Genomic DNA, 13,134 nt, shown 5'->3' with positions numbered 1-13,134 from the left:
GCCTCCGTGCCGTAGGTGGCACGGAGGCGGTGTGGACCGTCACTTGTGTGCGGGTCAGGCCGACGCGAGGCGCAGCATCGACCAGGAGACCGGTGCCAGGGCGGCGGTGAGCTGACCACCGGTGACTGTGGCGGACTCGTTCGGCCGCGGCGCCACGGAGGTGTCGTCGTCGGCGGTGGCCTGCCAGGTGTGGTCCGGGTTGGACAATGTGACCGCCTCGACCACGCGCAGGTCACCGAAGGCGGAGGTGTCCACGGCAAGCGTGAGCTCGTCGGTGGTGGAGCGGTTCACGGCGAATACCACGACTTCGCCGGTCTCGGCGTCGTGGGTGGCGACCGCGTCCAGCGCCGCGACCTCACCGAACTTCGCGGTCTCGTGCATCGGGGAGTCGATCGCCAGCTGAAGCACCTGGCCGGCGGCGTGCTGGGAGGTCAGCGCGAAGGGGTGGAAGATCGTCTGCTTCCACGCCCGGCCACCCGGCTCGGTCATCATCGGGGCGATCACGTTCACCAGCTGCGCCTGCGAGGCCGCGTGCACCCGGTCGGTGTGGCGCAGCAGTGAGATGAGCAGATTGCCCACCACCACCGCGTCGGCGACGTTGTAGTGGTCCTCCAGCAGCACGGGGGCCACCGGCCAGTCGTCCCCGGTCGGCGGGCGGGACTCGGCACGCTTCTGGTACCAGACGTTCCACTCGTCGAAGGAGATGTGGATCTTCTTCGTGAGCTTGCGGGCGGCGCGGACGGCGTCCGCGGTGGCGGCCACCGAGTCGATGAAGTGGTCCATATCGACGGCGGAGGCCAAGAAGGAGGCGAGGTCGCCGTCCTCCTCGTAGTAGTAGGCGTGAGCCGAGATGTAGTCGACGTCCTCGTACGCCTCAGTGAGCACGATCCGCTCCCACTCACCGAAGGTCGGCATCCCGGAGCCCGAGGAGCCGCAGGCCACCAGCTCGATGTCCGGGTCGATCATCCGCATCGCACGGGCGGTCTCTGTGGCCAGGCGTGCGTACTCCTCGGCGGTCTTGTGTCCGATCTGCCACGGTCCGTCCATCTCGTTGCCCAGGCACCACATTCTGATGCGGTACGGCTCCTCGGCGCCGTTCTTGCGGCGTAGGTCCGAGTAGTGGGTGCCGCCGGGCACGTTGCAGTACTCGAGGATGTCGAGTGCCTCCTGCACGCCGCGGGTACCGAGGTTGACGGCCATCATCGGCTCGGTACCCGAGGCCTTCGACCACTTCAGGAACTCGTCCACGCCGACGTGGTTCGGGTCGGAGGAGTGCCACGCAAGGTCGAGGCGGGTGGGGCGCTGGTCCACCGGGCCGATGCCGTCCTCCCAGCGGTAGCCGGAGACAAAGTTGCCGCCCGGGTAGCGCACGGTGGAGACGCCGAGCTCGCGGGTGAGGTCGATGACGTCCTGCCGGAAGCCGTTCTCGTCGGCGGTCGGGTGGTCCGGCTCGTGGATACCGGTGTAGACGGCACGGCCGAGGTGCTCCACGAAGGAACCGAAGGTGCGTCGGCGGACCGGCCCGACGGCGAAGGCCGGGTCGAGAGTGATGCGTGCGTTGGTCATGACTTCTTTCTCCAGGGGGGCAGGGGTCGGGGTCTGGCTGGTCAGGTCAGGTCGCGCGCAGCAGGGCCACGCCGTGGGCGTCCACCTGCAGGTCGAGCACGGCATAGGGATCGGCCGGGTCGATCTCGATGCGGCGGCCGGTCCACAGCTCGGTGATGGTGGTCGGGGTGGGAAGGTCCGGTGAGGTGAGCCCGGTGGAGGTGAGCGGGATGTGGATGGTGCGTGCGCCGTCGGCACTGTTGAACACCCCGGCCCACCGGGTTCCGGCGGCGGGGCCGGTGCCTCGCGCGCCCCACACGATCAGGTCGCGTTCACGGAGCAGTTCCCCATTGTCGGCCGAGTGCCTGCCGATGGTGAGCGCGTCGGCGTGAGTCAGGTCAGCGAGGGTGGCCGCGTCGGTGGTGGGCAGGTCGCCGCCCATGAACAGGGGCGAACGGCCGAGGTTCCACAGTGAGAGCATGGTGCGGCGCTCGGCGGTGCTGAGCAGGCTGTCACGCGGCTCGCCCCGTTCGGCGCGGATACCGATACGGCCCAGCGGCAGCATGTCGGCGTCGGCCCAGCCGTGGGCACGCTGGTGCGGGGCCCAGCGTGCCAGGCGGGTGAACTGGTCGGCGACGTCCTCCCATCGGTCCCACAGGTCGTCGGAGATGCGCCACATATCGGCGTTCTCGCGCAGGTGGGTGACGTGGGCGACGGAGAGGTCGGTGCCGGGGGAGAGGGAGAGGGTGACGTCGCGGCCGTGGTGTTCCTCGGCGCGGGAGACGGCCGTGTGCAGGGCCTCGATCGCGTCGTGGTGGTAGGGGAAGAGCATGTCGTCGACTTTGAGGAAGTCGACGCCCCAGCCGACGACCCGGTCGATCTGGGTGTCCAGCCAGATCTGGGCCGCATGGTGGGAGAAGTCGAGCCCGAGGTTGTCCCCGTTCCAAGGGCAGCGGGCGGCTGGGTGGTCGGCGGGAAGGGCGATGTCGGCCGTGGTGGCGTCGGTGCCGGGCACGGGGCGGGGGTCGGCGACCGCGCGGCGCGGGATCCCGCGCATCAGGTGCACGCCGAAGCGCAGGCCCAGTTCGTGGATCTGTGCTGCCAGGGGGCCGAATCCTCGGCCCCCGGCGGAGGAGGGGAAGCGGGCCTCGACGGGCATCTGCACGCCGTCGGAGTCGAGTAGCAACGGGGCGTCGTCGTTGTAGCCACCGGCGCGGGCGGTGGGCTCGTACCACTGGATGTCGACGACCACGGTGTCCCACCCGGCGGGCAGCATCCGTTCGGCCATCACCTGGGCGTTCGCGAGCACCTCATTCTCGGTAACGGTGGTGCCGAAGCTGTCCCAAGAGTTCCACCCCATCGGCGGGGTGAGGGAGGCGGTGCGGTGCACGCAGGGCCTTTCGTGAGTGCTTTACATCGATGTAGAGGCAGTCTGCACGGAGATCGGGCTGGGGTCAACCGGACGTGGAGAGGTTCGTGCCCGCTGGGTCAGACCGGAGCGTCGGCCGGTACCTGCGAACCCGGCTGCACCGAGATGACCTGCTCGCCGGCTGCCCCGGTGGACTGGCGAGCCACCACCCGGGCCTCGCTGATCACGCGGACGTACGGGCCGCCGTCGCCGGCCAGACGTGAGCGAAGCAGAGCCACGGCCGTGTGGGCGATCTCATCCCGGCCGGGTGCTACGGAGCTGAGCGTGGGGGTCGCGTACCGGACGTCGTCGACGTCGTCGAAGCCGACCAGTGCCACATCGGCGGGCACATCCACGCCGCGTGCGTGCAGCGCGTAGAGCGCGCCGAGGGCGAGGGCGTCGTTCATCGCGAACACGGCGTCTACCGGCGTGCCGCCGTCCAGGAGGGCGCCGAGGGAGTCCGAGCCCGCCGACCGGTGCCACGGCGTGGCGGGCACCACCAGGCCCGGATCGAACGGGACGTCGGCGGTGGCGAGCGCCTCGCGGTAGCCGTCGAGCCGCAGCCCGGCCGAGCCGGTGGCCGTATCCGCCGGGCCCGGCCCGAGCACGGCGATGCGGCGACGACCCAGCTCCAGCAGGTAGGAGGTGGCGGCGCGGGCGGCGGCGACGTTGTTCATCGTGACGTGATCGGCGGGGGCTCCGAAGACCCGCTCGCCCAGCAGGACCAGCGGGAAGTCGACCTCGAACGCTGCCCGGTCAGCCTGGTCGAGGCCGAGCGGGGAGAGAATCACCCCATCGGTGAGCTGGCGCCTGGAACCGGACAGGACGGCCAGCTCGCGGTCGCGCCGGCCGCCGGTCTGCTCGATCAGCACGGTCAGGCCATGGCTATCGGCCTCCTGGATGACGGCGTCGGCCAGCTCAGCGAAATACGGCAACGAGAGTTCGGGAACAGCCAGGGTGATCAAGCCCGTCCGGCGGATGCGTAGATGCCGCGCCGAGACGTTCATCCGGTAGCCCAGCTCGGTGAGTGCAGCCTCGACCTTCTCCTTGGTCGCCGGGCGGATGTGGGGGTAGCCGTTGACGACGTTCGAGACGGTCTTCACCGAGACGCCGGCCCGGCGGGCCACATCGGCCATCGTCGCCGGACGCTCGTTGTTCGTGGCCACCCGCACCTCCTTCAGTCTCCGCACCATACTGGCCGTAGGCTCTGAGGTATGAAGATCGCGCGATTCACCACAGGTGAGGACCCCCGGTACGGCGTGCTCGACGGTGAGGACCTGGTGGTGCTCACCGGAGACCCGCTCTACACCCCGCCCACACCGACGGGGCAGCGGGTGCCGGTGGACTCGGTCAGATTGCTGGCACCGGTGATCCCGCGCTCGAAGGTGGTCTGCGTGGGGCGCAACTACGCCGAGCACGCCGCCGAGCTGGGCAACGAGGTGCCCGAGCTGCCGCTGCTGTTCATCAAGCCCAACACCACGGTGGTCGGTCCCGACGACCCGATCGTGCTGCCCTCGTGGTCGCAGGAGGTGCACCACGAGGCCGAGCTCGCCGTGGTGATCTCGCGTATCTGCAAGGACATCTCGGCCGAGCAGGCCGGGCAGGTCATCCTCGGCTACACCGCCGCCAACGACGTCACTGCCCGGGATGTGCAGAAAGAGGACAAGACGTGGACGCGCGGGAAGATGTTCGACACTTCCTGCCCGCTGGGCCCCTCCCTGGTGACCGACCTCGACCCGGCCGACCTGCGGATCAGCGCCAGCGTCGACGGTGAGATGCGTCAGGACGGGCGCACCTCCCAGATGATCCGCTCGGTGGCGGACCTGGTCGCATACGCCTCGAGCATCTTCACGCTGCTGCCCGGCGACGTCCTGCTGACCGGGACTCCGGCCGGAGTCGGGCCGATCGAGGCTGGCCAGCGGGTGGAGGTGGAGATCGAAGGGATCGGGACACTCGGGAATCCGGTACTGCGGCGCTGAGGCCGTAGGGGCGGCTGTGGTGTTCTGACGACGTACTGCACGCGTCGCGACGACACCACAAGTGGCGTCTGAGCTGCAGGGGTCTACGGGCGCGGTCCGGTGGACTGGCCCGGCTCGAACGTGCACGGCACCAGCCGGGGTGGCAGGGGGTCCTCAGCCTCCAGCATGCGGATGAGTGCCTCGGCGCCCAGATGGCCGAGTTCGGGGCCGGGAGTTCGCATCAAGGTGAGTGGGGGGTCGCTCAGCGTTCCCGTCTCGGGCGCAGCGGACAAGCCGAGGATCGAGACGTCGCCGGGGACTCGTCGACCGGTCCGGCGGGCGCCGGTGACCAAGCGCAGGGCGGTGTGGTCGTTCAGTACCAGCGCCGCGGTGGGGCCGCCGGCGTCCTCTTCGCCGAACACCTGGCGAGCCAGTGACTCGGGATCGTCGGACCAGGTGACCTCGACCGTGCGGCCGTCGATGTCGCGTTCGATCCGGGCTTGCTCGAATGCCGCCGCCGTGCGTACGAAGGGTCCGTAGGTCCGGTAGCCGCGTTCACCCTTGCCGCCGAGTACGAGCGCAAGACGACGGTGGCCGAGGCCGGTCAGGTGGTCGATCGCTTGGTGGAGTGTCGCCTCGAAATCGATGTCGACGTGGCAGATGCCGGTGATGTCTCGGGTGCGCCCGATCAGTGCGAACGGAGTGCCGGAGCTTTCCAGCACTGCCACGCGTGGATCGTCGAGCTGAACCTCCATCAGGAGCACCCCGTCCACGAGCCGTTGTCCGACCAACTCGGCGAGTTCGCGTCCGTCGTTGCTGACCGGCCAGATCACCAGGTGGTAGCCCCGCACGCTGGCCGCGGCCGCGGCACTGGTGAAGAACTCGACCGATGCCGTGCTCAGTGGCCGTTCGAGTACCGGGTAGGCGAGGGCCAGGATCCGGGTGCGACGGCTCGCCAGCGCCCGAGCGACCGCATTGCGGCGGTATCCCAGCTCGGCCATCGAGCTCTCGATGCGTTCCCGGGTGGCCGGTGTGACGGGCTTGGTGCCGTTGACCACGAAGGAGACCGTGGCGATCGAGACGCCGGCGTGGTCGGCGACATCCTTCATCGTGACCACGGTGGCCTCGCTTCCGTTCGACGGTTCGCGGGAACTGCTTGACAGCGCCCGAGCGTACGCTCCACAATCGTCATCACGTCATTTAAGCGCTTAACCGACGATTCGTCGACACGGACGTTCGTCGGCCCAGCGCCAATCGAGATGACCAACGACAACAGCAAGGGAGCTGATCGTGAAGCGATACATGGTGATGGCGGCCGGGGGAATGAGTGCCGCACTGGTTCTGGCCGCCTGCTCGGGTGGCGGTGACGGCGCTGATGCGGACACGGGCGAGGTGAGCAGCCTCTCCGTGCTGGACTACTACAACAACGACCCGGACAACTCGCTCATCCAGGCGGGCCTCGACAGTTGTGCGGAGGAACTCGGGATCACCCTCGAGCGGGAAACCGTGCCCGGTGGTGATCTCATCCAGACGGTCCTGCAGCAGGCGTCCTCACAGACGCTGCCCGATGTGCTCATGCTCGACAACCCAGAAGTGCAGCTGATCGCGGAGACGGGGGCACTCCTCCCGCTCGACGAGCACGGGGTCTCCACCGAAGGATTCGCACAGGGCGTGATCGACGCCTCGACCTATGACGGGCATGTCTACGGGCTGCAGCCGGTGGCCAACACCCTGGCCCTGTTCTACAACACCGACATCCTGGCCGAAGCAGGTGTCGAACCGCCGACCACCTGGGACGAGCTGCGCGAAGCCGCTGCCACCCTCACCGAAGGCGACCAGTACGGAATCTCCTTCAGTGCGATCAACACCTATGAGGGCACCTGGCAGTTCCTCCCACCGATGTGGACCAACGGTGGCGACGAGACCGATCTGACCAGCCCCGAGGTGGCCGAGGCGCTGCAGCTGTGGGTCGATCTGGTGGAGTCCGGCTCAGCGTCGGAGAGCGTGATCAACTGGTCCCAGGGGGATGCGAAGGACCAGTTCATGGCCGGTCGCGCCGCGATGATGGTGAACGGCCCGTGGAACATCCCGGCGATGAATGAGATCCCGGATGTGAACTGGGACGTCGTGCAGTTCCCGGTCAACGACGCGAGCCAGACGCCGGTCGCACCATTCGGAGGGGAGGCCTGGACCGTCCCGGTCACTGGGGACGAGGCCAGCCAGGCGGTAGCCGTGGACTTCGTCGAGTGCCTGAACACGCCGGAACAGCAGCTCGACTGGGCTGTCTCGCGTTACACGATCCCCACCCGGACCGACCTCACCGAGGACTTCCTCGCCGAGCGCCCGGAGATGGCGGCGTTCGCCGAGCAGGTAGCCAACGCCCGCTCTCGCACCGCGCAGCTGGGGCCGGAGTGGCCGGACGCCGCGACCGTCATCTACGAGGCGATCCAGCTGGCGTTGACCGGACAGACGAGCGCCGACGAGGCCTTCGCGCAGGCCTCCGCACGTTGAAGTTGACGCCATGAGCTCCCTCACGCACGCTCCGGCGCGGGCGGGGCAGGCATCGCCTGCCCCGCCCCGCAGGCGCCGCAAACTCCGCGGGGACGACATCGCGAAGATCCTCTTCGTGCTTCCCGCGGGTATCGCCATGGCGCTGCTGTTCGGCTACCCGGTGGTGAAGAACCTGACCATGAGCCTGCAGGACTACAGCCTGCAGACCTTCTTCACCGGGGAAGCGCCCTGGGTGGGACTGGCCAACTACGTGGATGTGGTCACCGACCCAATCTTCGGGCAGGCCATGCTCAACACCGGCCTGTTCACCGCCGGCTCGATCCTGTTCCAGTTCGTCATCGGCCTGGCGCTGGCGCTGTTCTTCAAGCAGCACTTCCCGCTCTCGGCGACGTTGCGCGGGTTGTTGCTCCTGCCGTGGTTGTTGCCGCTGATCGTCTCTTCAGCAACGTGGCGTGCGATCCTCGAACAGGACTCCGGGATCCTCAACCGGTTCCTCGGGGTGTTCGGCGTGGAACCGATCGGCTGGCTCGTCTCGCCCTCGATCGCGCTGATCGCCGTGATCGGTGTGAACATCTGGATCGGGATCCCGTTCAACACCACCCTTCTCTACAGCGGCCTTCAGGCGATCCCCGATGAGCTCTACGAGGCCGGGTCCCTCGATGGGGCCACGCACTGGAAGGCCTTCCGGTACATCACGTGGCCCAGCCTGCGACCGGTGGTCTCGGTGGTGCTGATCCTCGGTGTGGTCTACACGCTGAAGGTCCTCGACATCATCCTCGGCCTGACCGGCGGGGGACCGGCGAACGCCACCCAGACGCTGGCCACCCAGTCCTACCAACGGTCCTTCGTGGACTTCGAGTTCGGCCATGGGGCCGCGCTCAGCAACATCCTGATCGTGATCTCGATGGCGTTCGCCGTGGTGTACCTGCGCCGCGGGCGCCACGCGGCGGACGAGTGAGGAGGCAGGCATGACAACCACGACCTCCGCTCCGGCGGAACTGAACCGCCGCACCGGTGACGACATCGACCTGCGCAAGGTGCTGCTGACCGCGGCCGGGGTGCTCATCCTGGCGGTGATGCTGTTCCCGGTGTACTGGATGGTCAACGCTTCGCTGCAGCCCTCGGGCAACACTCTCAACGCGGATCTGATCCCGCTGCAGCCCAGCTTCGACAACTACGTCCGCGCCATCAGCGAGCAGGGCGCCAACTTGGTGACGAGCCTCATCATCGCGCTCGGCACCGTGGTCTTCAGTCTGGCGCTGGCCGCGCCGGCATCCTTCGCCCTGGCGCAGTTCCGCTTCCGGTGGGTGGGCGTGGCGTTGCTGGCGATCCTGGTCTCGCAGATGATCCCGGGCATCGTGATCGCCAACGCGCTCTACAGCGCGTATGAAGGTATGGGCCTGCTGAACTCGATCCCCGGGCTGATCCTCGCCAACTCCACCAGTGCGATCCCGTTCGCGATTCTGATCATGCGTTCGTTCATGCTGGGAGTACCGTCGGCGATCATCGAGGCTGCCCGGGTGGACGGTGCAGGGCTGGTGCGATCGTTCCTGTGGATCGTGGTTCCCGTGAGCCGTAACGCGATCATCACCGCCGGGCTGTTCACGTTCCTGTTCGCCTGGAGTGACTTCCTGTTCGCGCTCACCCTCACCACCACCGACGAGATCCGGCCCGTGACGCTCGGCATCTATCAGTACCTGGGCACGCAGGTGCAGAACTGGGGTGCCGTGATGGCCACGGCGGTGCTCTCGGCCACTCCGGCCATCGTGCTGCTCGTGGCTGCCCAGAAGTACATCGCCGCCGGAGCCACCGGCGGTGCGGTCAAATGAGAACTACTACCGAAGGAAACACAACCATGACCGACGCGCAGTCCCTCAACGTCCTCGTCTGGGGCGAGAACCGGCATGAGCAGATCGAGCCGCACGTGGCGGAGATCTACCCGGACGGTATGCACGGGGCCATCGCTGCAGGGATCCGGGAGAACCTGCCTGCGGCGCAGGTCTCCACGGTGACTCTCGACGACCCCGAGCACGGTCTCACCGAGGAGGTCCTGGCCGCCACCGACGTCCTGGTCTGGTGGGGGCACGCCGCCCACGGGGAGGTGCGTGACGACGTCGTGGAGCGGGTGCACCGGCATGTGCTCGACGGGATGGGGCTGCTGGTGCTCCACTCGGGCCACTGGTCGAAGATCTTCGGCAAGCTGATGGGCACCAGCTGCACGCTGCGCTGGCGCAGCGAGGAGGACCGCGAGCTCGTCTGGACCGTCGACCCCACCCACCCGATCGCCCAGGGCGTGCCCAACCCGATCATCATCGATCAGCAGGAGATGTACGGGGAGTTCTTCGACATCCCGGCGCCGGACGAGCTGATCTTCATCTCCTCCTTCACCGGGGGAGAGGTGTTCCGTTCCGGCTGCACCTTCAAGCGCGGCCACGGCAAGATCTTCTTCTTCTCCCCGGGTGATCAGGACTTCCCCGTCTACCACCACGAGCACGTCCGCAAGGTGATCGCGAACGGCGTCGCCTGGGCCCGCACGGTGCGGCCGGAGCGCACCACGCCTACCTTGCTGCGCTACGAGTCCGGCGAGTTCTTCACCGGCCACGGGTACACGGGTGCCATCAAGGAGGCCGAGTGAAGGCCCTGCGCCTCATTCAGGTCGGCGCGGGCAGCATGGGCCGCGCGTGGCTGCACACGATCGCCGCGAACCCAGATGTCCAGCTGGTCGGACTCGTGGACCTGGACACCGAAGCCGCTGCCGCCGCGCTACGTGCCACGGACCTTGACGCCCCGGTGAGCACCTCCCTGACGGAACTGGCTGCTGCCCAGGCGCCGGACGCCGTCGTGAATGTGACGGTGCCTGCCGCGCACCTGCCGGTGAACCTCGAGGCCCTCGGGCTCGGGTTGCCGGTGCTGTGCGAGAAGCCGATGGCGGAGTCGGTGGCCGGGTGCCTGCCGATGATCGACGCGGCCGAGCGTGCCGGGCAGCTGCTGATGATCTCTCAGTCGCGGCGCTACTACCGCCACCTGGCCTCGTTGCGGGAGGTGCTGGGAACCCTCGGGCAGGTGGAGACGGTGCGGTGTGAGTTCGCCCGGGCGCCTCGGTTCGGCGGGTTCCGTGAGGAGATGGCCGAGCCGCTGATCGTGGATATGGCGATCCACCAGTTCGATCTCGCGCGTGACCTGATGAGCGCCGACCCTGTGAGCGTCTACTGCGAATCGTCCAACCCGAGCTGGTCCTGGTTTGCCGGCAACGCCGTGGCCACGGCCATGTTCACCTTCGACGGCGGAGCCTCCTTCTCCTACACCGGCACCTGGTGCGGGCCTCACCCGGAGACGTCCTGGAACGGGGTGTGGAACCTCGGGGCAGCCGGCGGGGGAGTGCACTGGGATGGTGACCACGCCCCGACGGCGTACGCCCCGGATGGTGCGTCGCTGCCTGTTCCCGAGCGGGAGGTGCCCGAGGAGATCGCCGGGTCGCTGGCCGAGTTCGTCACCTGTGTGCGCACGGGGACCGAGCCGGCGACGGCGGGGCACCGCAATGTCCTCAGCATCGCCATGGTCGAGGCGGCGGTGAGGTCGTCCGCGGAGCGTCGGGTCGTGACGATCGCGGAGGTGATGGAGCGGGCGCGGGGCGCTGTGGGAGCGCACTGATTCGACGGACCTGAGCGTTGCCGGGCTTGGCGGGGTCTGGTTACGGTGGGTGAGACGGACGAGGATGGGGGACGTATGGCTGTCAGTTACGACGTGACCTTCACACTGGTGATAGTTCTGCCGCTGGTACTGATGGTGGTGGCTCTGGTGAGTGCCGTCCGCCACCCGGGGCTGCGGGACCTGGTGCAGGTGGCGTGGTTCGCCTTGATCGTGCTGGCTCCGGTCGTGGGGCCGATCCTGTGGTTCGTGGCCGGACGGAAGACTGTGGCCGCGCACCAGTAGGCTGGGAGCCATCATGACGACTCCCGTTTCCGGCGCCGATGTGCGCGTCCGCTTCTGTCCCTCGCCCACCGGAACCCCGCACGTCGGGCTGATCCGGACCGCCCTGTTCAACTGGGCACAGGCTCGCCACCACGGCGGCACGTTCGTGTTCCGGATCGAGGACACCGACGCCGCGCGGGACAGCCAGGAGAGCTATGACCAGCTCCTGGACGCGCTGCACTGGCTCGGTCTGGACTGGGACGAGGGCGTCGAGGTCGGTGGGCCGGACGGACCGTACCGGCAGTCCGAGCGCGCGGCGATCTACGCCGATGTCGCCGACAAGTTGCTCGCCTCCGGGCATGCGTACGAGTCGTTCTCCACCCCGGAAGAGATCGAGGCCCGCCACCGGGCCGCCGGGCGCGACCCCAAGCTCGGGTACGACGGCTATGACCGCGACCTGACCAAGGAGCAGAAGGCGGCATTCCTTGCTGAGGGCCGCACGCCGGTGTTGCGTCTGCGGATGCCGGCCGAGGACATCACCTTCACCGATCTGGTGCGGGGCGAGGTCACCTTCGCCGCCGGCTCGGTGCCCGACTTCGTGATCGTGCGTGGCAACGGGCAGCCGCTGTACACCCTCACCAACCCCCTCGACGACGCGCTGATGCGGATCACGCACGTGCTGCGCGGGGAGGACCTGCTCTCCTCCACCCCGCGGCAGATCGCCCTGCACCGGGCGCTGACCGAGCTCGGGATCGCCGAGCGAGTGCCCAGCTACGGGCACCTGCCGATGGTCACCGGGGAGGGGAACAAGAAGCTCTCCAAGCGCGCCCCCGAGTCGAACCTCTTCCTGCACCGCGAGCGCGGCTTCATCCCCGAGGGTCTGCTCAACTACCTGGCGCTGCTGGGCTGGAGCATCTCCCCGGACAACGACATCTTCACCCAGGCCGAGATGCTGGCCGCCTTCGATGTCTCCGACGTGAACCCGAACCCGGCGCGCTTCGACCAGAAGAAGGCCGAGGCGATCAACGCCGCCCACCTGCGGCTGCTCCCCGCCGAGGATTTCCGCGCCCGGCTGGTGCCGTACCTGCACGAGGCCGGCGTGGTTCCCGCGGCCACGTTCGAGGAGTTGACGGCGGAGCACCAGCAGCTGCTGACCGTTGCCGCACCGCTGGTGCAGGAGCGCATGACCCTGCTCGGTGAGGCACCCGGGATGCTGGGCTTCCTGTTCGCGGCCGACGATGCGCTGGTGGTTGAGGAGGATGCCCGGGCGGCGTTGCGCCCCGAGGCGGCCGAGGTGCTCGACCGGTCGATCCGGGTACTGGAAGGGCTGGAGGACCTGACGCCCGAGCCGCAGCAGGCGGCCCTCAAGGCCGTGCTGGTGGAGGAGATGGGTATCAAGCCGCGCTTCGCCTTCGCGCCGCTGCGGGTGGCGATCACCGGACGGCGGGTCTCACCTCCGCTGTTCGAGTCGATCGAGATCCTCGGCAAGGAGTCCGCGCTCGCCCGGTTGCGGGCGCTGCGCAGCACGTTGTGATGCACAGCTCACCCGGGCGGTAGGCCGTCCCGGATTCTCGCGGCCAGGTCTCGCGTCCTGTCCTCGAGAGCGTCGAGGCGTTGACGGGCAGCGGTACGGCAGGTGCGGCGCCGGCCGATCCGCAGCAGCACGGTCCAGATCGAGGTGAGGTGAGGTCGCCGACTGCGACGCATGCTCCGGGTGCGCGACGCTGCCGCAGTTGTTCGGATGCCGGTCGGGCGCATCATCTCGGTCATCGTCTTCCTGCCCATCGCCGGTGGATCTTC

12 protein-coding genes are annotated in these 13,134 nt (G+C 68.4%); 8 read left to right on the top strand and 4 right to left on the bottom strand.

Translation table 11 applies throughout. The annotated features are described in order from the left end of the window. Window positions 1–54 precede the first annotated feature (54 nt). From arfA to FV560_RS18440, 3 genes are all read right to left on the bottom strand, one after another. On the bottom strand, window positions 55–1,566 hold the full coding sequence (gene arfA, locus FV560_RS18450; protein WP_159623152.1) for an arabinosylfuranosidase ArfA: 1,512 nt from the start codon (window positions 1,564–1,566) through the stop codon (window positions 55–57). A gap of 46 nt (window positions 1,567–1,612) precedes the next feature. Further along, window positions 1,613–2,935, bottom strand: coding sequence for a glycoside hydrolase family 27 protein (locus FV560_RS18445; protein WP_235020218.1), 1,323 nt, complete (start codon window positions 2,933–2,935; stop codon window positions 1,613–1,615). A gap of 98 nt (window positions 2,936–3,033) precedes the next feature. Further along, window positions 3,034–4,146, bottom strand: a complete 1,113-nt coding sequence (locus FV560_RS18440; RefSeq protein WP_420853391.1) for a LacI family DNA-binding transcriptional regulator — start codon at window positions 4,144–4,146, stop codon at window positions 3,034–3,036. A 21-nt stretch (window positions 4,147–4,167) separates the two neighbouring features. On the opposite strand from FV560_RS18440, the gene FV560_RS18435 reads away from it, so the two are divergent. Further along, entirely contained in the window at window positions 4,168–4,932 is a 765-nt protein-coding gene (locus FV560_RS18435) for a fumarylacetoacetate hydrolase family protein (protein WP_159623150.1), read from the top strand. An 83-nt stretch (window positions 4,933–5,015) separates the two neighbouring features. On the opposite strand, the gene FV560_RS18430 is transcribed toward FV560_RS18435, so the two are convergent. Next, window positions 5,016–6,020, bottom strand: coding sequence for a LacI family DNA-binding transcriptional regulator (locus tag FV560_RS18430; RefSeq protein ID WP_235020217.1), 1,005 nt, complete (start codon window positions 6,018–6,020; stop codon window positions 5,016–5,018). Window positions 6,021–6,201: 181 nt separating this feature from the next. Here FV560_RS18430 and FV560_RS18425 point away from each other — a divergent pair, with 181 nt between their 5' ends. The 7 genes from FV560_RS18425 (at window position 6,202) to gltX (ending at window position 12,868) form a co-directional block, all read left to right on the top strand. Next, window positions 6,202–7,422: a sugar ABC transporter substrate-binding protein gene (locus tag FV560_RS18425; protein ID WP_235020216.1), complete on the top strand. Its 1,221-nt coding sequence runs from the start codon at window positions 6,202–6,204 to the stop codon at window positions 7,420–7,422. Window positions 7,423–7,432: 10 nt separating this feature from the next. Next, complete coding sequence (locus FV560_RS18420; RefSeq protein ID WP_159623146.1) at window positions 7,433–8,380, top strand: carbohydrate ABC transporter permease; 948 nt, start codon at window positions 7,433–7,435, stop codon at window positions 8,378–8,380. A 10-nt stretch (window positions 8,381–8,390) separates the two neighbouring features. Continuing rightward, the gene (locus FV560_RS18415) at window positions 8,391–9,251 is read left to right on the top strand and encodes a carbohydrate ABC transporter permease (protein WP_159623144.1); all 861 of its coding nucleotides are present in this window, start codon (window positions 8,391–8,393) and stop codon (window positions 9,249–9,251) included. 26 nt (window positions 9,252–9,277) lie between these two features. Beyond that, window positions 9,278–10,057 carry a ThuA domain-containing protein gene (locus tag FV560_RS18410; RefSeq protein WP_159623142.1) on the top strand — a complete coding sequence of 260 codons (780 nt, stop codon included), beginning with the start codon at window positions 9,278–9,280 and terminating at the stop codon, window positions 10,055–10,057. After that, entirely contained in the window at window positions 10,054–11,073 is a 1,020-nt protein-coding gene (locus FV560_RS18405) for a Gfo/Idh/MocA family protein (protein ID WP_200837799.1), read from the top strand. Before FV560_RS18410 ends, FV560_RS18405 begins: the two co-directional genes overlap by 4 nt. A 75-nt stretch (window positions 11,074–11,148) precedes the next feature. Then, entirely contained in the window at window positions 11,149–11,355 is a 207-nt protein-coding gene (locus FV560_RS18400; RefSeq protein WP_159623140.1) for a PLDc N-terminal domain-containing protein, read from the top strand. A 13-nt stretch (window positions 11,356–11,368) separates the two neighbouring features. Further along, window positions 11,369–12,868 carry a glutamate--tRNA ligase gene (gltX, locus tag FV560_RS18395; protein ID WP_159623138.1) on the top strand — a complete coding sequence of 500 codons (1,500 nt, stop codon included), beginning with the start codon at window positions 11,369–11,371 and terminating at the stop codon, window positions 12,866–12,868. The last annotated feature ends 266 nt before the right edge of the window (window positions 12,869–13,134 follow it).

Source organism: Ruania rhizosphaerae (assembly GCF_009805705.1).
Classification (GTDB): domain Bacteria; phylum Actinomycetota; class Actinomycetes; order Actinomycetales; family Beutenbergiaceae; genus Ruania; species Ruania rhizosphaerae.
The sequence above is the reverse complement of the archived record's forward strand: the minus strand, read 5'-3'. Positions and strand labels throughout refer to the sequence as shown.

Coding starts and splice junctions, on each gene's coding strand:
- arfA (WP_159623152.1), bottom strand. CDS start 1,566: ATGACCAACGCACGCATCACTCTCGACCCGGCCTTCGCCGTCGGGCCG.
- FV560_RS18435 (WP_159623150.1), top strand. CDS start 4,168: ATGAAGATCGCGCGATTCACCACAGGTGAGGACCCCCGGTACGGCGTG.
- FV560_RS18410 (WP_159623142.1), top strand. CDS start 9,278: ATGACCGACGCGCAGTCCCTCAACGTCCTCGTCTGGGGCGAGAACCGG.
- FV560_RS18415 (WP_159623144.1), top strand. CDS start 8,391: ATGACAACCACGACCTCCGCTCCGGCGGAACTGAACCGCCGCACCGGT.
- gltX (WP_159623138.1), top strand. CDS start 11,369: ATGACGACTCCCGTTTCCGGCGCCGATGTGCGCGTCCGCTTCTGTCCC.
- FV560_RS18420 (WP_159623146.1), top strand. CDS start 7,433: ATGAGCTCCCTCACGCACGCTCCGGCGCGGGCGGGGCAGGCATCGCCT.
- FV560_RS18400 (WP_159623140.1), top strand. CDS start 11,149: ATGGCTGTCAGTTACGACGTGACCTTCACACTGGTGATAGTTCTGCCG.
- FV560_RS18430 (WP_235020217.1), bottom strand. CDS start 6,020: ATGAAGGATGTCGCCGACCACGCCGGCGTCTCGATCGCCACGGTCTCC.
- FV560_RS18440 (WP_420853391.1), bottom strand. CDS start 4,146: ATGGTGCGGAGACTGAAGGAGGTGCGGGTGGCCACGAACAACGAGCGT.